This is a genomic window from Daejeonella sp. JGW-45 (genome assembly GCF_029360805.1).
GTDB lineage: Bacteria > Bacteroidota > Bacteroidia > Sphingobacteriales > Sphingobacteriaceae > Daejeonella.
Map to the genome: position 1 here is coordinate 539359 of NZ_JARKNC010000008.1, position 16463 is coordinate 555821.

Sequence of the window (16463 nt, forward strand, 5' to 3'; positions counted from 1 at the left end):
CTTTACTCAGGCTGAAATCGCATTGATAATATCATATTGAGTAATAATCTCGATCTTTCCTTCTTCATCTTCAACAAGGACTGCCATATTATCCTTGTTTATTATGGAAGATATCTTATCCACTGATGTATTGATATCTATAAACGGAAAGGATGCTGTCATGATTTCTTTCACACTCCCTGATTTCAGGCCCGGATTCTCCAACACTGAGTTAAGAATGTCGCTTTCCGTTAATTTTCCAATGATCATTCCCTGCTGGGTCACCGGAATTTGAGATATATTCAGAGACTTAATTGTATTTATAGCTTCCAGAACTGATTTTTCACAATCGATTGTAATAATATCCTGCCGCTCGCGCCTGTTTAAAATAGATTTTGCTGTTAGCTTCTCGTCTGTGAGAAACCCTCTCTCCCGCAGCCAGTCTTCATTGTACATCTTGGCCATATACCTCGAGCCATGATCGTGAAAAATAATCACCACCAGATCTTCCTCCCTTAACTCATTCTTCAACTGCAGCAGCCCGGCAACAGCAGAACCCGCAGAGTTACCTGCAAAAATCCCTTCCTTTCTGGCTATCTCACGAGTCATTAAAGCCGCATCCTTATCGGTCACCTTTTCAAACCGGTCAATTACATCGAAGTCCACATTCTTAGGTAAAAAATCTTCACCTATGCCCTCAGTTATATACGGATATATCTCATTCTTATCAAACTCGCCGGTCTCCTTGTATTTCTTAAACACAGAGCCATAGGTATCGATACCCCAAACTTTGATATTGGGATTCTTTTCCTTCAAATATTTACCTGCACCAGAAATAGTTCCCCCGGTACCCACACCAACTACCAAATGCGTAATTTTACCTCCCGTTTGTTCCCAGATCTCCGGCCCTGTTTGTTCGTAATGAGCTCTTGTATTTGAAAGGTTATCATATTGGTTGGGCTTCCATGAATTAGGCACCTCACGCTCAAGACGCGTTGAAACAGAATAGTATGATCTTGGATCCTCTGGCTCTACGTTCGTAGGGCACACGATTACTTCAGCTCCGAATGCACGCAGCGCGTCCACTTTCTCCTTGGATTGCTTGTCCGTTGTGGTAAAGATACATTTGTAACCTTTGATCACTGCTGCAATGGCCAGGCCCATCCCGGTATTACCCGATGTTCCCTCGATTATAGTTCCGCCAGGCTTTAGTCTTCCGTCTCTTTCTGCATCTTCGATCATTTTAACAGCCATCCTGTCCTTAATAGAATTTCCTGGATTTGTTGTTTCAATTTTAGCCAATACAGTAGCTTTAACATCTTTCGTTATCGCATTTAATTTGACCAAAGGAGTATTTCCTATAGTTTCAAGAATATTGTTGTACCACATAATAACGAATTTAAGGAAATAAGACAGAAGCAGCATTTTAAATGCCAAAACCGGATACCCGCTTTCTGCACTTTAGCCCTAATTAAAGTTTGGAGCATTCTCAGAATCGGAGATGTTTTACGGTAAGACCATTGTTGATCAATTGCATCAGGGAGTCAATTCCAATTCTTAAATGAGTTTCTACATATTGCTCAGTAACCTTTGAATCACTCTCCGCGGTTTTAACACCCTCGGGGATCATAGGCTGGTCAGATACGAGCAACAATGCCCCTGTCGGAATCTTATTAGCAAAACCTGTAGTAAATATTGTCGCGGTTTCCATATCCACAGCCATCGCACGAAGCCCCTTTAAATATTTTTTAAACACTTTATCATGTTCCCAGACACGCCGGTTGGTTGTGTAAACAGTTCCCGTCCAGTAATCACGTGAATGGTCACGGATGGTCGTTGATATCGCCTTTTGCAAAGCGAATGAAGGCAATGCGGGCACCTCGGGCGGAAAATAATCGTTCGAGGTACCTTCTCCCCGTATCGCCGCAATTGGCAGGATGAGATGGCCTATATCGTTCTTCTTCTTTAACCCGCCGCATTTTCCAAGAAACAGCACAGCTTTAGGCTTGATCGCAGTAAGAAGGTCCATCATCGTTGCTGCCATCGGACTGCCCATTCCAAAATTTATCAGGGTTATGCCGTTTGCGGAAACACTTTGCATGGGTTTATCCAGACCGACTATCGGAGCGTCGTCGTGCCATTCTGAGAATAGATTTACATAGCGCGAAAAATTGGTCAAAATGATAAAATCTGTGAAGTCCGCAAGAGGCCTGCCAGTATATCTGGGCAGCCAGTTGGTCACTATATCCTCTTTATTTTTGAGCCCGGGCTTAACCGGAGACTCAACTTCCTTATTCTTCTTAGGTTTTACTGCTCCATCAACAGGATCCTTTTTTACTGCTTTCTCTTCGTTCATAACTTAATTTTTTGTGTACAAAAAACCCCCGATTAAATCGGGGGCTCTTTTATGCTACTTTTAATTTCTTAAGGTCGGATTTTTCAAATTTATCCGTTGCATAATCGAGGGTTATGAACAGCTCCTTCGTATTCTTCCCCGAGGGAGTCTCATACATGGCATCGATCATTATAGCTTCACAAATAGACCGGAGTCCCCTTGCGCCTAATTTAAATTCCATCGCTTTATCCACAATAAATTCCATTACAGCTTTATCGAAGTCGAGCTTTACATTCTCATACTCAAACAACTTCTTATACTGCTTGATAAGGGAATTTTTAGGTTCTGTAAGAATACTTAAAAGGGTTTCCCTGTCCAGCGGGTTCAAGTGTGTGATAACAGGCAAACGGCCAATCAGCTCCGGAATAAGACCAAAAGATTTAAGATCCTGTGGCGTGATGTACTTATATAGATTTTTCAGATCAATGTTCAGATCCTCTTTATCCACTTTATAACCTACTGTTTGCGTGCGCAACCTGTTAGCGATCTTCTTATCGATACCATCGAAAGCACCACCACAAATGAACAGAATGTTATTCGTGTTCACAGCTATCATCTTCTGGTCGGGGTGCTTTCTTCCACCCTGTGGCGGTACGTTAACAATAGTCCCTTCTAATATCTTCAATAAGGCCTGCTGCACTCCCTCACCCGAAACATCACGGGTAATTGAAGGATTATCACTTTTACGCGCAATCTTGTCAACCTCATCGATGTAAACGATTCCACGCTCTGCAGCAGTTACATCATAATCAGCAGCCTGAAGCAAACGCGTTAAGATACTTTCCACATCCTCCCCTACATATCCGGCTTCTGTCAGAACAGTGGCATCACAGATACAGAAAGGAACGTTTAAAACACGGGCGATAGTCTTAGCTAAAAGGGTCTTACCTGTCCCTGTTTCCCCCACCATGATAATGTTGGATTTTTCGATCTCCACTTCGTCTTTGCCGATTTTCTGATTAAGACGCTTATAATGATTATATACGGCTACCGATAATACTTTTTTTGCCTGATCCTGACCAATAACATACTGATCAAGGTGAGACTTAATCTCAAGCGGCTTTAAAAGCGTTTCAAATGTTTGAGTGGACTTGGTCTTACGGACATTAAGCTCCTCTGCCAGAATCTGATTAGCCTGTGCGACACATTTGTCACAAATATGGGCATCAAGGCCAGCGATCAACATCAGCGTGTCCTGCTTTCCCGAGCCGCAGAATGAACACTTAATATCTTTATTTCCTTTACTCATTATTTCTTGTCTCCGGTTCCTGCTAACACCTCATCAATCATACCATATTCTTTCGCCTCTGGGGCTTTCATCCAGTAATCACGATCTGAAGCCTTTTCAACCCATTCATAAGACTGGCCCGAGTGGTTCGCCAGGATATCATATAATTCCTTTTTCAATTTAAGCATTTCCCTCAGATTAATCTCCATATCTGAAGCTACCCCCTGTGCACCCCCGGACGGCTGGTGAATCATCACTCTTGAGTGAGGCAGGGCTGCCCGCTTTCCTTTGGTACCGGCGCACAACAATACAGCTGCCATTGAAGCCGCCATCCCGGTACAAATTGTAGCTACATCCGGCGAAATATATTGCATTGTATCATATATCCCAAGCCCTGCATAAACCGAACCTCCCGGAGAATTTATATAGATCTGGATATCTCTCTTTGCATCTGTCGATTGAAGAAACAATAACTGAGCCTGAATAATATTAGCAATACCTTCATGCACAGCGTCTCCCAGGAAAATTATACGGTCCATCATTAAACGTGAGAACACATCCATTTGTGCCACATTTAACTGGCGTTCTTCGATAATATAGGGTGTCATGGCAGCAGGCAAAGTGTTGTTATTTACCCTGCCGATGAAACTATCTACATGCTGACTGCCAATGCGATGGTGTTTAACTGCGTATTTACGGAATTCGTTTCTATCTATGTTCATATTGAATTTATAATTTAAGTTATGAGTTATTTTGTAATTAATAATGAAATTTCCTAAAAATTAGAATCAATAACCCATAAATAAATCATAGGCTACTTCAATTCTAAAAACTTATTGTATTCTATTTCTTTGGTTTCTAAAGTAAGCACGCCTTTCAAATAATCAAAAACATGCTGTGCTTTCACCTCCTCGAAAATACGGTTAGCATTTTCTTTGTCCTGCAAAAACTGCGTCGTATACTGCCCTAACTGCTCCTCTGAAAGCGGCTGCGGACTATACATGCGGAATTGGGCATCAAGACGCTTCTTCGCGGTTTCAAAAACCTGCTCATATTTGATTTCAAGCTTGTTGTCCTTGATGATCCTGTTCTCAATAAGTGTCCATCTCAGGTTACGCGCAAAATCATCGTAGCCCTGGGCAAGTTCCTCATCACTTAGTTTCTCATTCGTTGCTTTCAGCCAGCGTTTCAGAAATTCATCAGGCAGGTTCATTTGCACTTTGTCTAATCCAAACTTCAGCATATCCGCCTGAAGCTTCTGATCAGAATTCTGAACCATCATCGACTCTAATTCCTCCCTTATCTTATCCCTGAACTCTTCCTCGGTTTTAACAACATCTGCACCAAATAATTTATCAAAGAACTCCTGGTTCAGATCGCCTTCTTCCAAACGGTTAATATTCTTAACAGTTAGCTGGAATTTCGACTTCAGGTCCTGCGCATCTTCTTCTGAAATATTTAACAGCTTAGCTATTATCGTAGCATTGCTATCAAAGGCTTTCCGAATGTCTACATCAACAACATCGTCTTTTTTAAGTCCGATAAGTGTCTTTTTAATCTTAGCGTCATTTACCTGATCCAGGCGCACAGATCCTGTATTGCTTATACCCTCTTCAAAAACAGCACCATCAGCTGAAAGTTGCTTTAAATCCGCATACAAAACATCGTCTTCTGCCGATACGTCAGGGTTTGACATTTTGCCATAAGATTTACGCAGATTGGTAATACGCGATGCTAACGTTTCCTCATCAACTTTAACCTTGTATTGCGTCAGCTTATCTTTCGAAGAAAAATCCAACTCAAACTCCGGAGCCAGTCCAAGCTCGTAAATGAATTCGAATTCGTCTGTAAAGTCCCAGTTAAAGTCTTTACTGTCGTCGATCTTCGGCAGTGGCTGGCCAAGAACTTCTAGTTTATTATCGCTGATATAATTATTAAGCGTATCGTTTAATATATTATTGATCTCATCAACCAGAATATTCTTTCCATACATTTTCTTAATGTGTGATGCAGGAACCATTCCCTTACGAAACCCGGGAAGCTGAGCCTTCTTAGCCTGTGTTTTGATCGCCTTCTCTACGCGTTCTTTGTAATCGTCAGGATTAATCTTAACTGTGAGTACAGAATTTAGATTGTCTAGTTTGTCCTGTGTAATGTTCATTTTATGAGATTTAATCGTTTTCTGTTATAAAAAAATTCCCCGGTTTTGTAGCCGGGGAATTAATCAGTGCGGATGAAGGGACTCGAACCCCCACGCCGTGAAGCGCCAGATCCTAAGTCTGGTGCGGCTACCAATTACGCCACATCCGCATGTTTAGGATTATTTTCGATCAATCTTATTCAAATATCAACGATGAATTTAGATATATTTCGGTCGGCAAAAATATGGTTTTTTCAGTTAAGTGCAAAATGTAATCCATTAATTATTTCAATAATTTGAATTTATTTTTTCATGTATACCTCTGAGATATTCTGGCACCTGGAGCAACCTGCTTCCATACCACGAAAACATCTCACCGTCAACCAACATTACTGTTGCGGCCGGACAAATACGCTGCATTTCCTTAACATGCACATCTTTAAACGGATAGGGCTCCGATGAAAGAAATATGATATCAGGATCCAGTTCTCTAAGCTCTTCCGGGCTTATCTCGGGGTACCGGCTCGAAATGGAAACATTTTTCAATCCGGCTCTTTGCAATATATCATCGATAAAGGTATCCGGGCCTGCTAGCATATACGGATCCTTCCATATAAAGTAGGCGGCATTCAAACCCCTTCCGTAGGAGGGCAGAGATTGAAACCGCTCCTCAATCTGAGAAACGATACCCCTGGCATGTTCACCGGTGGCTGTAAGCTCTCCAAGCTGTTCTATCATTTCAAGCGCGTCGCTGAGATCTTTGATATCGCTCATCCATACCGGAAATTCCTTCATCAACTCCTCTACCTGGCTTTGGTCATTCTCCTCTTTATTACCGATAATGAGATCCGGCCGGATATCACGGATCTTGTCGAGTTTTAGATTTTTAGTCCCCCCTACCTTGGTCACCCTTTTATAAACCGCTGCCGGATGAATACAAAATTTGGTAATTCCAGCCAGCTGCTCATCAAGCCCCAGGTCGAAAAGCAACTCTGTCTGCGAAGGCACCAGTGAAATGATACGTCGTGGCGGGTAGTTGATGGAAACTGAACGCCCCATCTGGTCGGTAAACCTCAGCGGGTCCATATAAAGGGTATTTAGTCCTCGTAGAAATCTTGCAGCGAACCAAAGTAATTAAGGTTCCACCCTTCGATCATATCATCGATATCAGAATCAGGAATATTGGTATGCCGCAGTTCAACCGATGTTCCATTCTTGTCAGGATGCAAGATAAAGGTCACGATCGACTCTTCAGGCTGATCTCCGAAATACCATTGCTGCACGATTTTCTTATTCTCCACGAACTCAATATTTCGGCCAACGATACTATCGTCCCATAACGAAAATTCTGAGCCTGGCTCGGTGCTCATAACCGCCTCTGCTCCCGTCCATAATGAAATGGTTAGAGGATTGGTCAGCGCAAGATATACATCTTCGGGGGGCGCTTGAACGAGATAATAGCCTTTATAGTTTTTCATAAACGAACACAAATTTACAAAAATGTCCCGGTTCACCTACAGCACCCACGCTATGTTCATCATATAAACGGTCTGTTCATCCCTTTTATTCAGCAAATCATCACATTTATTACCGGCTCCAATATCCATGCGTTAACATTGCTCCCGGGCTGGTACCTGAAGCGTATCGTGAGCTTTCGTTTGGCAATGTGCGAAAATCACTTTTTTTCAAATTTCCAGCAACATTTGAAGGAACGTGTCGTCCTATACTCAAAGTTAACGGAAAGCTGATGATAAGAGATGAGCGCGCCTTCAACAGCAACAAAAGTGAAGATATAGTTTAATTTTTTAATCAAATAAGATATAACAAACGCTGATATGTCGATCGGAGCTTACAACAATGATGAACCGGCACAAGCCACACAACCAAGGGTGTTCAGCCTCCGCGTAAGTTATACCACCGAACTGGCGGCTCAACTTGATACAGCCTTGCAATTTGTTGTTCGTAAGATTGGATTTAAACCCTCCGGGCCGTTCACTTATAGCATCCCGTCAGAAGATAATTTGATTCTCGACGACACTAACGGAAACCGGCTGATTATCAATTGTCAAAAACTCGAAAGCAACGATAAAATAAAGAATATTATATTTTATACCGACGACTGCCTGCGGGATTATCATAAATATATTCTTCTCGGTGTTGAATTTACCAGCCGCCCCGAATATAACGGATCGGGTCTCCAGGTAAATTTCCTGGACCACGCAGGCAACTGCTGCACTTTGCTTGAAGAAAGAATTTATACCGAAACCTGATCAAACCAAACGTATATGAAATTTCTACGTGTACTTAAGAACGAAAATCAGATCTCAGGAGAAACTGTACAGCAGGCCTATTATCCTGAACATGTAAGCAATTTTTCAATTAAGACTGTCTTTAGCGGAAACAGGACATTCAATATTGGTAAAAGGCAATTGAGCTTGTATCCCGACACCTTTGTTGCTATAAACAAAGGGACTACTTACTGGAGCAAAGTTGATTCCTCTGTACCCGTAAACACCCTGTCCATTTCCTTTTCGCCTTCCTTTCTCAGCGACTTCCAGCGTCTTCAAAAAAACAATCACAGGTATCTTCTGGACGAACCTTTTCAAAGCGGCGAGCATCCCGACTTTTCCTTTATGGAAACAATCTACCCCTTCTCGGGCGATATGAAATATAACATCCTGCATCTCAAGGAACATCTTGAAGAGGGCATACCTAACGACATGCTGATAAATGAATATCTGCACCACTGCCTGATCAATTACTACAAGGTGTATAATAAAGAAGTCGTCGACAAATCAGAAAATTTAAACTTTTTAAACAGTACGACTAAGGTAGAGATTCTTAAAAGGCTTACCCTGGCTAAGGAATTCATCATAAGCCACTACAATAAGGATATCGAACTGGAAGACATCGCGCAGCACGCCTGCCTGTCAGTGAATCATTTACTCAGGACTTTCAAACAGGCGTACGGACAATCACCGCACCAATATTTAATCAGGGTGCGGGTCGACAGATCGAAATATTTACTAAAAAACACGAAATACACCATAAATGAGATCGTAGAGATCATTGGCTTCGAATGCCCAAGTTCGTTTATCAGGCTCTTCAAGGGATTGAATAAGGTGACTCCCGGGAAATACAGAACAGGGAATTAAATATCCGCATGCATGAAACTGGTCACGTCTGAAAAAAAACCCTAACATTTAAATTACAGATCTATAATGGTGATTTCTGCCTATGTACAAAGCCACTCTTCACCAGAAATTTGACAATAAAAACAAACTAATATGAAACTGAAATCTTTCTTCTTATGTACAGTACTAGGTGTTGTACTTATGACCACTACTTATGCCAGTAACCCGGTTGCCGCCGACGCTAAAGCCGTCCTAAAGGCATATGCCGAAAGCCACATAAATACCGACGCTAATATGCTCGAAAAGATACTCAGTGCCGACGCATTAATGAAATTTTCAAAAGGCAATGAAGTTATGTCGCAAAGCCAGTCGGCTATTGTCAAGCTGATGCGGCAAAACCAGGGCATTAAACAAAATTGCTCTACGCTTGTAGATGTTCTGGCCAGCAGCGATGCAATGATTCTGGCACGGGTCAACTTCGTATACGAAGGATTCACAATTGAGAACTATCTGACACTTGAAGCCGACAAGAATCAAAACTGGAAGATCACCCGCATCAATAAATTCTACAATAACAATGGGTCGGTCAAAGTTCTTACTAAAGAATAATGCTGACAGAGCGTAACAGTTAACGGAGAGTTATCGTCTTAAAGAGTACTGTAACTCTCCATTTTGCATGACGTTGACAAATACATACCACTACCACATGAACAAGGCCGAACATAACATCCGATCAGAAAGATATAGTAGCAGATACACCAGAGGGTTTTTAAAGATGCTTGTAAACGACGGACAGGTTGAGACTGATAAATACGTAACACAGTTCTACAGCTCAAAAAATTACCAGGGCAGACTGGAAGCCATCAAATATCTGATAGGAGTAATAGGGAAATATCCTTTCCCCGAAAGCATTTTTCTGGATGCTCTAAACGACTTTTGCTCACAGGTAAAGGTGTATGTTCTTCAGCATTACGATTTCTCGCTAGGCAACCGCGAACAGATTCAGGCATCGCTGGTAGATATTGCAAAGAATGATGAGAAAGTTCAGTTAAGGGCTCTTGCGATGGAACGGCTAGCCAGCCTCGACGCGACCGAACACTATGAGCTGTTCTTTTCTACGTCTTTATTAAAAAGTTCAAAAGAGTCGGCCGCCGGCCTTTTAGGTTTGCACAAGATTGATAAGGAGAAGGCCTACCAAATGGCAAAGTTCAGAGCCGAAACCTCAAGCGGAAACCTGGATCTTGCTATAGCTCAAATATTTGAATCAGAAGGGAATTCTGAAGATCTCGGCTTCTTCAAGACGCGTTTACAGCAACGGACCAAATTCAATAAAATAGACCTCACCCGTATATACCTGAGATTACTAGGCAGGATCGGGATAGAAGCCGTCACAAAGACCCATATTTTATATATCTGTGAGAATGTCGCAGCCACAGGGAATACAGAGGTGGTTCAGCGTCTTATCATGGAGCTGTATCATTTCATCTCTGATAACAAGGTTTTCCTGGCCGAACACGACGAACTGCTTAAGTTTGTAAATAAAACAATCGATCTGTTACTGGAAAAAGATTATCTCAAAACCAGGAAGCCAGATCCTTTCGGCCCCTTATGAGCGGCATTCAGGCAGCCTGAAACTTTGCCCGGTATCCGGTGGGGGTCATGCCAACGGTCTTGCGGAAGATCTTCCGAAACGCCTTGGGGTCATTATAACCGGAACTCAGCATTATTTCGAGCATCTGCTGATTGGTTTGCTCCAATAACCTTTTTGCTGCTTCAATCCTCGTTTTCTGCAGATATTCTATAGGCGTGAGCCCGGTAACGAGCTTGAACCTTCTGGCTATATTTCTACGGCTGGCCGGCACATCCTTGATCATTTCCTCGATAGTCGACCCATGCTGATAGGCGGCTTCTATTTTTCGCTGCGCCATCGCAACAATCTCATCGTTATGGTTTTGTGCGGGCACAAATGTTCCGAAATAAGACTGATTTACCCTGTCCATATCAACGGCAAATAGTTTGGCTGTCCTTACCGCGATCTCTTTGCCGCAAAAACCCTGGATCAGATGCAGCAATAAATGAAAACTCGAAGTCGCACCGCCACTGGTAAACAGACCGTGATCCCCGGTTACTATTTTATCTCTCATCAAACAAACGTCGGGGAAGTTCAGGCTAAACGCTTCGCATGCATCTATATGCGTCGTTGCCCGCCGGCCATTTAGCATGCCCGTGGCACCCAAAAGAAATGCACCGGTACAGAATGTAGCTATTTGCGTACCTCCGGCAAATTGTTCCTTTAGCCATGGAATGAGCGCCCCATTATCCTGGATCGCTATCCTGATATTTTCGGTGGAAAATGCAGGGATCATAATTAAGTCCAGCCGCCCAGCCGCCGGTACTGAAAGTACCGGATAATTTGAAAATGTAGTGGCCTGAGCATCGGCATCAGGAGATATCATAGTAATACTGAAAGGCAGCGGCCTCCCGCTTTCCCGGTAAAAGCCATTTACAGATTCAAAAACGTCGAGTATGGCAGCAACGCTCAATAAACGGTATTGCCTGGTAAGAAGAATGCCTAGTTTTATCATAGCTATAGATTTGCCTCTCACTAAAAATAGACAATTTGTCTCAAATGCCCCCTATTTCTATATTAAACTCAATAAACTTCAATAAAAAACCCACACTGAAATCAGTGTGGGTTTAATCTATAACAGATCTATAATTATTTGCCGCTATTTTTCTTAGCAGTTACTTCAGTTCTGATGTCCTGAGCCAGGTTTTTAAGATCTTGCATACCTTTACGAACTCTCGTTCCGGCTGCACTGTTACCTGAATTGTAGAATTTATTCGCATCAACTTCAATCGAAGCGAACAGGTCTTTCATTTTTGTAAACTTATCCATTGCTTTTTCTTTTTTAATAATTTGATTAAGGTTTAACAAATCTAATTTATTTACAGGTATTGGCAAATCCTTTTTTAATTATTTTTCGCCACAATTTAACATCTTGCATGAACGGAAAAATACCGCTGCGCTGTACCACATTTGCCGGTTTTCGTTTGAGTCAGTCACCCTTATTAAATCCATACCGTGCAATTACTTCTTTGACGCAGCCCAAAAAATCGCGTTGCTATACATCCTTGTGTAAGAAGGATTTACAAAGAGCTCCGGACCATGTCCCATAAATATATACACATTCCGGGCTTTCATTTTTGTATTAGTCCACACCACCGGATGGTCACCCATTTTAATGTGACGTACCGGTACATATGTATTCTCATCTACGCTCGCCAGTACCCTGATATCCTTGCTCAGCCTCGGATTTCTGGTGTAAGTGTACCATTCTTCCCTTAAGACCGGGAAAGAAGGCGGAACATCTTTCATTACCGGATGCCTCCGATGTTCAACATTTACTGTTGCAGCTGCAAAATCGGCAATATAGCTTTTGAACCTGATCCCTCCCATAAAGTCTGAAAACCATTGCCACATAGGAAATCCATCGAATGTGCCTAAGAGGCTGGCATGATGGAAGCCGATCCAGCCACCCCTGCCCTCTTCGATATAGTCAATAAATGCCTCTTCGGATTCACGGCTCCAGCCATAAGGAGGATAATCTATCTGGATAAATAATTGATATCCCTCCAGGAAGCTCTTCGTTATCGGCGCCGAATTGGAATAATAATCGACCGTGAAGTTACTATCCGCAGCCAGTTGATCAAGCCAGGTCCTGGCTGCCTTCGTATGCAGGATATGATGGCCGCCATTTTCGCCAATGGCCAATACTTTAAACCGTGGCGTTTTCTCCTGCGCTCTGGCAATATCCCCAAGAAGCATTGTAATTAAATACAACAGTATATGTAATCGTTTCATGTTTGATCGGTAAAGTCTTCTCCGGCATCCTCATCGTAAACCAAAATACGATTTAATATTGGACAGTCAGGATCAAATTTCATCGCCGCCGCTGCTTAACCCAGGCTCTTAAACGACTCATAGCCAAAAAAGATAAAAACATTTGCGTAACCGGATGATTACATATACATTTGGGTAACCACATAGTTACCCAATGGAACTAAGAAGAGATGTTTTCCAGGCAATAGCCGATCCTACCCGCAGGGATATCATTAATTTACTAAGCCGCAGATCATTGAATTTGAACGCAGTAGCCGGCCATTTCGATGTCAGTAGACCTGCAATCTCACGGCACATTAAGATCCTGACCGAATGCGGAATAATTACGATCCGCCGGGAAGGCAGGGAAAGGTATTGCCGCGCCGACCTGCAAAAATTAAAAGAAGTAGACAAGTGGCTCGATAATTACAGGGAATTCTGGAACCGCAAATTGGATGCATTGGGCGACTTTCTTGAAAATAAACCGGAAGAGAATATTAACATAAAGTAAAAAAAAATGGAAACAAAACCACTGATTGTAGAACGCACATATCACGCGCCGATAGAGCGGGTGTGGAAAGCCATTACCAACAAAGACCAGATGAAGGAATGGTATTTTGACCTCTCAGAATTCAGAGCTGAAAAGGGTTTTAAATTCAGCTTCGTGGGCGGTGATGAACATGTGCAATATGTCCATCTCTGTGAAGTTATCGAGGTTGACGCACCTAACAAACTGAGCCATACGTGGACCTATGAAAATAATTCAGGTCATTCTATAGTAACGTGGGAGCTATTCAAAGAAACCGAATCGACCACAAAGGTAAGGCTTACTCACCAGGGAGTAGAGACATTCGCCAACGGCGACCCTAACTTCGAGGTAGCAAGCTTTAGCCGGGGCTGGAACTCCATTCTGGGTGAATCTCTGAAGAATTATGTCGAAAACTGAATCTTTATCCGCGAGGATCTGAAGGGGAAACAGATTGCTTATGAGTTAGACGTTATCAATGCTGCACCTGAGCCTCATAACGCCTAGCTCATTATTTAATCAGATTATCATACAAACTATTAACAGTTCTGTACATGATAGTCCGCAGTCCCTTAGTGTTCTGGCCTGCAGTGCTGCTGCCGTTTACAATGACCACGAAGCCAAAATCCTTCTTTTGGTTAAAGAACATAATGCTATATAATCCGTAGGATGACCCGGTATGGCCCGTCATCTTCTCACCGGGGATTATATCTTCCCGGTTAATACCGAGCGCCAGTCCGTAGTTCTCCACATTAGCGATCCTGGTCTGCATTACCCTCGAGCTCTTCTTTGAAATGATGCGCACCCCATCCGATTTACCCTGGTGCATGTGCATCCGCATATATTTTGCTAGATCGTTAGCAGATATCTTCATCCCACCTGTGGGAGAAAATACCGGGGTGGTATAGCCCATCACATACTTGGAAATGATCTCACCGCGCGACGCGTATGCCTGGGGAGATGGAGTAAACTTCTTATTCTTTGCATCATGCTCGTAAAGGGTTACGAACCTGCTCTTATCCAGTGAATCAACATTATAGCCTCCATAAAGGCCGAGCGGGCTTAGTATATGGCGTTTAATATAATTATCAAAGCGCTCTCCGGATATCCGCTCAATTACGGTGCCCACCATATTATAGTTTAGGTTACAATATTGATAATCGGCCCCCGGGGCATATTTATTATAGCATTTTGCCCAATCGGGATTCTTGTCAGGGTTTATCACGTCCAGGTTGAAATAACCCTGGCTATCGTTTATGCTCGATGTATGCGACATCACCATTCTTAAGGTAATTACCGCATCGGGAAAATTCGGGTTTCGCACTTTAAAGCCAACCAGCTTGCTGAAATCATCATCCAGCGACAGTTTCCCCGCCTCCACCAACTGCATAATTGCTGTGGCTGAGAATGATTTTGATATCGAAGCGATCCTGAAGATGTCTGTATTACTTAGAGAAGTATTGCTTTCAATATCCTTATATCCGAACGAGTTCGTGTAAATGATCTTGCCCTCTTTAACCACCGCGAGCGACATACCCACGATGTCCTGGTCTTTCATGATTTTTCTGATGTCTTCCTCGGCTTTGCTGAATTGCGCAGACGACGAAAGAGAAATAAAAAGAAGCACTGAAGTTGCCAAGAATGACCTAAAGATTTGAGTCTTCATAGTTATATATATTACTGTCCGGTTAAAATTAATCGTCTAGTCCAATCCATTCACTATATCGCTGCAATGGGACTTTTATTGATGTTGTTAAAAGCAAACCCCTATCTTTCCCGAATGAGGTTCCAGCTTCCGCTGGAACCTTCTAACTCTTCATCGAATTCCATATCAAACTTTCCCCGGGCACTGCTGATTATATATATATATGTGAATTTAGGATTTCAAATTAAATATCAGCACTTAACTTCTCCTCCCGGACAAAAACGTACAACCTGAGTTACAACTTCTCAAGTCCCTGCTCCAGATCTCCCAACAAGTCATCTACATTTTCAATCCCGACCGAGTACCTGACTAAACCTTCAGGGATTCCCAGTAAAGCGCGCTGCTCTGCAGTTAATTCAACGTGGCTCGTTGTACGGGGCGGGCCGGCCAGTGAACTTACCGAACCCAGGCTGGCGGCGAGATGAACAAGCTTTAACGACGGCAGGAACTTCTCTACCAGACCGTACCCGCCATCAATGACGAAACTTAGCATTCCGCCAAACCCGCGCATCTGCGACCTTGCAATTTCATGCCCAATATGGCTTTCCAGGCCGGGATAAAATACATTGCTGATTTTAGGGTGGCTCTTCAGATATCTGGCAATCGTAAGAGCCGAATCGTTCTGCCTTGAAATACGCAGATCCAGGGTTTTCATACCCCGGGCGATCATGTAAGCCGGGTCTGCCTGCAAACTTGCACCATTTATCTCCCGGAATTGGAAAACCTGTCGTACCAACTCTTTCTTTCCGGCAACAAGACCGCCCATGGCATCAGAATGCCCGTTCAGAAATTTAGTTGCACTGTGGATTACCAGGTCTGCGCCAATATCCAGCGGGTTCTGGTTTATCGGCGTAGCGAATGTATTATCGACCACCACAATTGCGCCGGCCTTCCTGGCAGCGGCGGCAATCCGTTTAATATCAATGATCTTAAGCGTCGGATTGGTTGGTGTCTCCAGGTAAACCAGGTCACATCCTTTAGCGATCTCCCTTTCCAGTTCTTCATGGTTGCCGGTCTCACAAAGCTTCACTTCTACCTGGTAGGCCGGCAGGAAATCAAGGAACATTTTGCTCGTACCACCGTAGGTATCTTTAACGGACACTACCCGCTTTCCCGGCTTCAGGAATGTGAACAGGGTATTACTGATGGCTGCCATACCGGTAGCAAAGGATGTCGCAGCTTCCGCATTTTCAAGGACCCGGATCTTTTCTTCCAACGCAGCCACCGTCGGATTGGTGTTACGGCTGTAAATAAATCCTTCAGCTTTACCAACAGACACATCATACCATTCCTCGAGATCGGTATATGCAAATGCTACACTGTTAACTATCGGCGTTGTTGCCGCACCTTTGAAAAAAGGACTATCTTCACCTGCCCAAACAGCATCTGTTGCTTTAGAGAATTTTTTTTGTTCCATTTTATTCTATTCAATTAAAAGGCAAAGAGCCACGATCTTTGTTCTTTATTCCTTGT

General features: G+C 43.0%; 18 protein-coding genes and 1 tRNA gene. 6 read left to right on the plus strand and 13 right to left on the minus strand.

What is annotated here, in order from left to right; genetic code table 11:
• Window positions 1–6: 6 nt before the first annotated feature.
• The 8 genes from P2W76_RS11965 to P2W76_RS12000 form a co-directional block, all read right to left on the minus strand.
• Window positions 7–1368 carry a pyridoxal-phosphate dependent enzyme gene (locus P2W76_RS11965; RefSeq protein ID WP_276348060.1) on the minus strand — a complete coding sequence of 454 codons (1362 nt, stop codon included), beginning with the start codon at window positions 1366–1368 and terminating at the stop codon, window positions 7–9.
• A gap of 100 nt (window positions 1369–1468) precedes the next feature.
• Entirely contained in the window at window positions 1469–2335 is an 867-nt protein-coding gene (locus P2W76_RS11970) for an AMP nucleosidase (RefSeq protein WP_276348061.1), read from the minus strand.
• 49 nt (window positions 2336–2384) lie between these two features.
• On the minus strand, window positions 2385–3623 hold the full coding sequence (gene clpX / locus P2W76_RS11975) for an ATP-dependent Clp protease ATP-binding subunit ClpX (RefSeq protein ID WP_276348062.1): 1239 nt from the start codon (window positions 3621–3623) through the stop codon (window positions 2385–2387).
• Complete coding sequence (clpP, locus tag P2W76_RS11980; protein ID WP_276348063.1) at window positions 3623–4324, minus strand: ATP-dependent Clp endopeptidase proteolytic subunit ClpP; 702 nt, start codon at window positions 4322–4324, stop codon at window positions 3623–3625. Before clpP ends, clpX begins: the two co-directional genes overlap by 1 nt.
• A 92-nt stretch (window positions 4325–4416) precedes the next feature.
• Window positions 4417–5763: a trigger factor gene (gene tig, locus P2W76_RS11985; protein ID WP_276348064.1), complete on the minus strand. Its 1347-nt coding sequence runs from the start codon at window positions 5761–5763 to the stop codon at window positions 4417–4419.
• A gap of 67 nt (window positions 5764–5830) precedes the next feature.
• Window positions 5831–5912, minus strand: a tRNA-Leu gene (locus tag P2W76_RS11990).
• A gap of 118 nt (window positions 5913–6030) precedes the next feature.
• On the minus strand, window positions 6031–6828 hold the full coding sequence (locus P2W76_RS11995; RefSeq protein WP_276348065.1) for a helical backbone metal receptor: 798 nt from the start codon (window positions 6826–6828) through the stop codon (window positions 6031–6033).
• Window positions 6829–6839: 11 nt separating this feature from the next.
• Complete coding sequence (locus P2W76_RS12000) at window positions 6840–7220, minus strand: SRPBCC family protein (RefSeq protein WP_276348066.1); 381 nt, start codon at window positions 7218–7220, stop codon at window positions 6840–6842.
• A 357-nt stretch (window positions 7221–7577) separates the two neighbouring features.
• On the opposite strand from P2W76_RS12000, the gene P2W76_RS12005 reads away from it, so the two are divergent.
• The 4 genes from P2W76_RS12005 (at window position 7578) to P2W76_RS12020 (ending at window position 10488) form a co-directional block, all read left to right on the plus strand.
• Window positions 7578–8012, plus strand: coding sequence for a hypothetical protein (locus tag P2W76_RS12005; RefSeq protein WP_276348067.1), 435 nt, complete (start codon window positions 7578–7580; stop codon window positions 8010–8012).
• Window positions 8013–8027: 15 nt separating this feature from the next.
• The gene (locus P2W76_RS12010; protein ID WP_276348068.1) at window positions 8028–8897 is read left to right on the plus strand and encodes a helix-turn-helix domain-containing protein; all 870 of its coding nucleotides are present in this window, start codon (window positions 8028–8030) and stop codon (window positions 8895–8897) included.
• Window positions 8898–9029: 132 nt separating this feature from the next.
• On the plus strand, window positions 9030–9485 hold the full coding sequence (locus P2W76_RS12015; protein WP_276348069.1) for a nuclear transport factor 2 family protein: 456 nt from the start codon (window positions 9030–9032) through the stop codon (window positions 9483–9485).
• A gap of 97 nt (window positions 9486–9582) precedes the next feature.
• A complete protein-coding gene (locus P2W76_RS12020) occupies window positions 9583–10488 on the plus strand; it encodes a hypothetical protein (protein WP_276348070.1) in 906 nt (301 codons plus the stop codon).
• Between the two features lie 7 nt (window positions 10489–10495).
• On the opposite strand, the gene P2W76_RS12025 is transcribed toward P2W76_RS12020, so the two are convergent.
• From P2W76_RS12025 to P2W76_RS12035, 3 genes are all read right to left on the minus strand, one after another.
• Window positions 10496–11461, minus strand: a complete 966-nt coding sequence (locus P2W76_RS12025; protein WP_276348071.1) for a helix-turn-helix domain-containing protein — start codon at window positions 11459–11461, stop codon at window positions 10496–10498.
• A 134-nt stretch (window positions 11462–11595) separates the two neighbouring features.
• Window positions 11596–11775: a histone H1 gene (locus tag P2W76_RS12030; RefSeq protein WP_276348072.1), complete on the minus strand. Its 180-nt coding sequence runs from the start codon at window positions 11773–11775 to the stop codon at window positions 11596–11598.
• Between the two features lie 192 nt (window positions 11776–11967).
• The gene (locus P2W76_RS12035) at window positions 11968–12741 is read right to left on the minus strand and encodes a ThuA domain-containing protein (RefSeq protein ID WP_276348073.1); all 774 of its coding nucleotides are present in this window, start codon (window positions 12739–12741) and stop codon (window positions 11968–11970) included.
• A gap of 193 nt (window positions 12742–12934) precedes the next feature.
• Between P2W76_RS12035 and P2W76_RS12040 the strand changes: the two genes are divergently transcribed.
• The gene (locus P2W76_RS12040; protein WP_276348074.1) at window positions 12935–13270 is read left to right on the plus strand and encodes a metalloregulator ArsR/SmtB family transcription factor; all 336 of its coding nucleotides are present in this window, start codon (window positions 12935–12937) and stop codon (window positions 13268–13270) included.
• Window positions 13271–13276: 6 nt separating this feature from the next.
• Window positions 13277–13705, plus strand: a complete 429-nt coding sequence (locus tag P2W76_RS12045) for an SRPBCC domain-containing protein (RefSeq protein WP_276348075.1) — start codon at window positions 13277–13279, stop codon at window positions 13703–13705.
• Between the two features lie 91 nt (window positions 13706–13796).
• Here P2W76_RS12045 and P2W76_RS12050 read toward each other — a convergent pair whose 3' ends face one another.
• The gene (locus P2W76_RS12050) at window positions 13797–14951 is read right to left on the minus strand and encodes a serine hydrolase domain-containing protein (RefSeq protein WP_276348076.1); all 1155 of its coding nucleotides are present in this window, start codon (window positions 14949–14951) and stop codon (window positions 13797–13799) included.
• Window positions 14952–15225: 274 nt separating this feature from the next.
• Window positions 15226–16407, minus strand: coding sequence for a cystathionine gamma-synthase family protein (locus tag P2W76_RS12055; protein WP_276348077.1), 1182 nt, complete (start codon window positions 16405–16407; stop codon window positions 15226–15228).
• Window positions 16408–16463: the final 56 nt, after the last annotated feature.

Bases quoted from the DNA above. Each gene is read 5' to 3' on its own strand.
- P2W76_RS11965 (WP_276348060.1), bottom strand. From the start codon at position 1,368: ATGTGGTACAACAATATTCTTGAAACTATAGGAAATACTCCTTTGGTC.
- P2W76_RS11970 (WP_276348061.1), bottom strand. From the start codon at position 2,335: ATGAACGAAGAGAAAGCAGTAAAAAAGGATCCTGTTGATGGAGCAGTA.
- clpX (WP_276348062.1), bottom strand. From the start codon at position 3,623: ATGAGTAAAGGAAATAAAGATATTAAGTGTTCATTCTGCGGCTCGGGA.
- clpP (WP_276348063.1), bottom strand. From the start codon at position 4,324: ATGAACATAGATAGAAACGAATTCCGTAAATACGCAGTTAAACACCAT.
- tig (WP_276348064.1), bottom strand. From the start codon at position 5,763: ATGAACATTACACAGGACAAACTAGACAATCTAAATTCTGTACTCACA.
- P2W76_RS11995 (WP_276348065.1), bottom strand. From the start codon at position 6,828: ATGGACCCGCTGAGGTTTACCGACCAGATGGGGCGTTCAGTTTCCATC.
- P2W76_RS12000 (WP_276348066.1), bottom strand. From the start codon at position 7,220: ATGAAAAACTATAAAGGCTATTATCTCGTTCAAGCGCCCCCCGAAGAT.
- P2W76_RS12005 (WP_276348067.1), top strand. From the start codon at position 7,578: ATGTCGATCGGAGCTTACAACAATGATGAACCGGCACAAGCCACACAA.
- P2W76_RS12010 (WP_276348068.1), top strand. From the start codon at position 8,028: ATGAAATTTCTACGTGTACTTAAGAACGAAAATCAGATCTCAGGAGAA.
- P2W76_RS12015 (WP_276348069.1), top strand. From the start codon at position 9,030: ATGAAACTGAAATCTTTCTTCTTATGTACAGTACTAGGTGTTGTACTT.
- P2W76_RS12020 (WP_276348070.1), top strand. From the start codon at position 9,583: ATGAACAAGGCCGAACATAACATCCGATCAGAAAGATATAGTAGCAGA.
- P2W76_RS12025 (WP_276348071.1), bottom strand. From the start codon at position 11,461: ATGATAAAACTAGGCATTCTTCTTACCAGGCAATACCGTTTATTGAGC.
- P2W76_RS12030 (WP_276348072.1), bottom strand. From the start codon at position 11,775: ATGGATAAGTTTACAAAAATGAAAGACCTGTTCGCTTCGATTGAAGTT.
- P2W76_RS12035 (WP_276348073.1), bottom strand. From the start codon at position 12,741: ATGAAACGATTACATATACTGTTGTATTTAATTACAATGCTTCTTGGG.
- P2W76_RS12040 (WP_276348074.1), top strand. From the start codon at position 12,935: ATGGAACTAAGAAGAGATGTTTTCCAGGCAATAGCCGATCCTACCCGC.
- P2W76_RS12045 (WP_276348075.1), top strand. From the start codon at position 13,277: ATGGAAACAAAACCACTGATTGTAGAACGCACATATCACGCGCCGATA.
- P2W76_RS12050 (WP_276348076.1), bottom strand. From the start codon at position 14,951: ATGAAGACTCAAATCTTTAGGTCATTCTTGGCAACTTCAGTGCTTCTT.
- P2W76_RS12055 (WP_276348077.1), bottom strand. From the start codon at position 16,407: ATGGAACAAAAAAAATTCTCTAAAGCAACAGATGCTGTTTGGGCAGGT.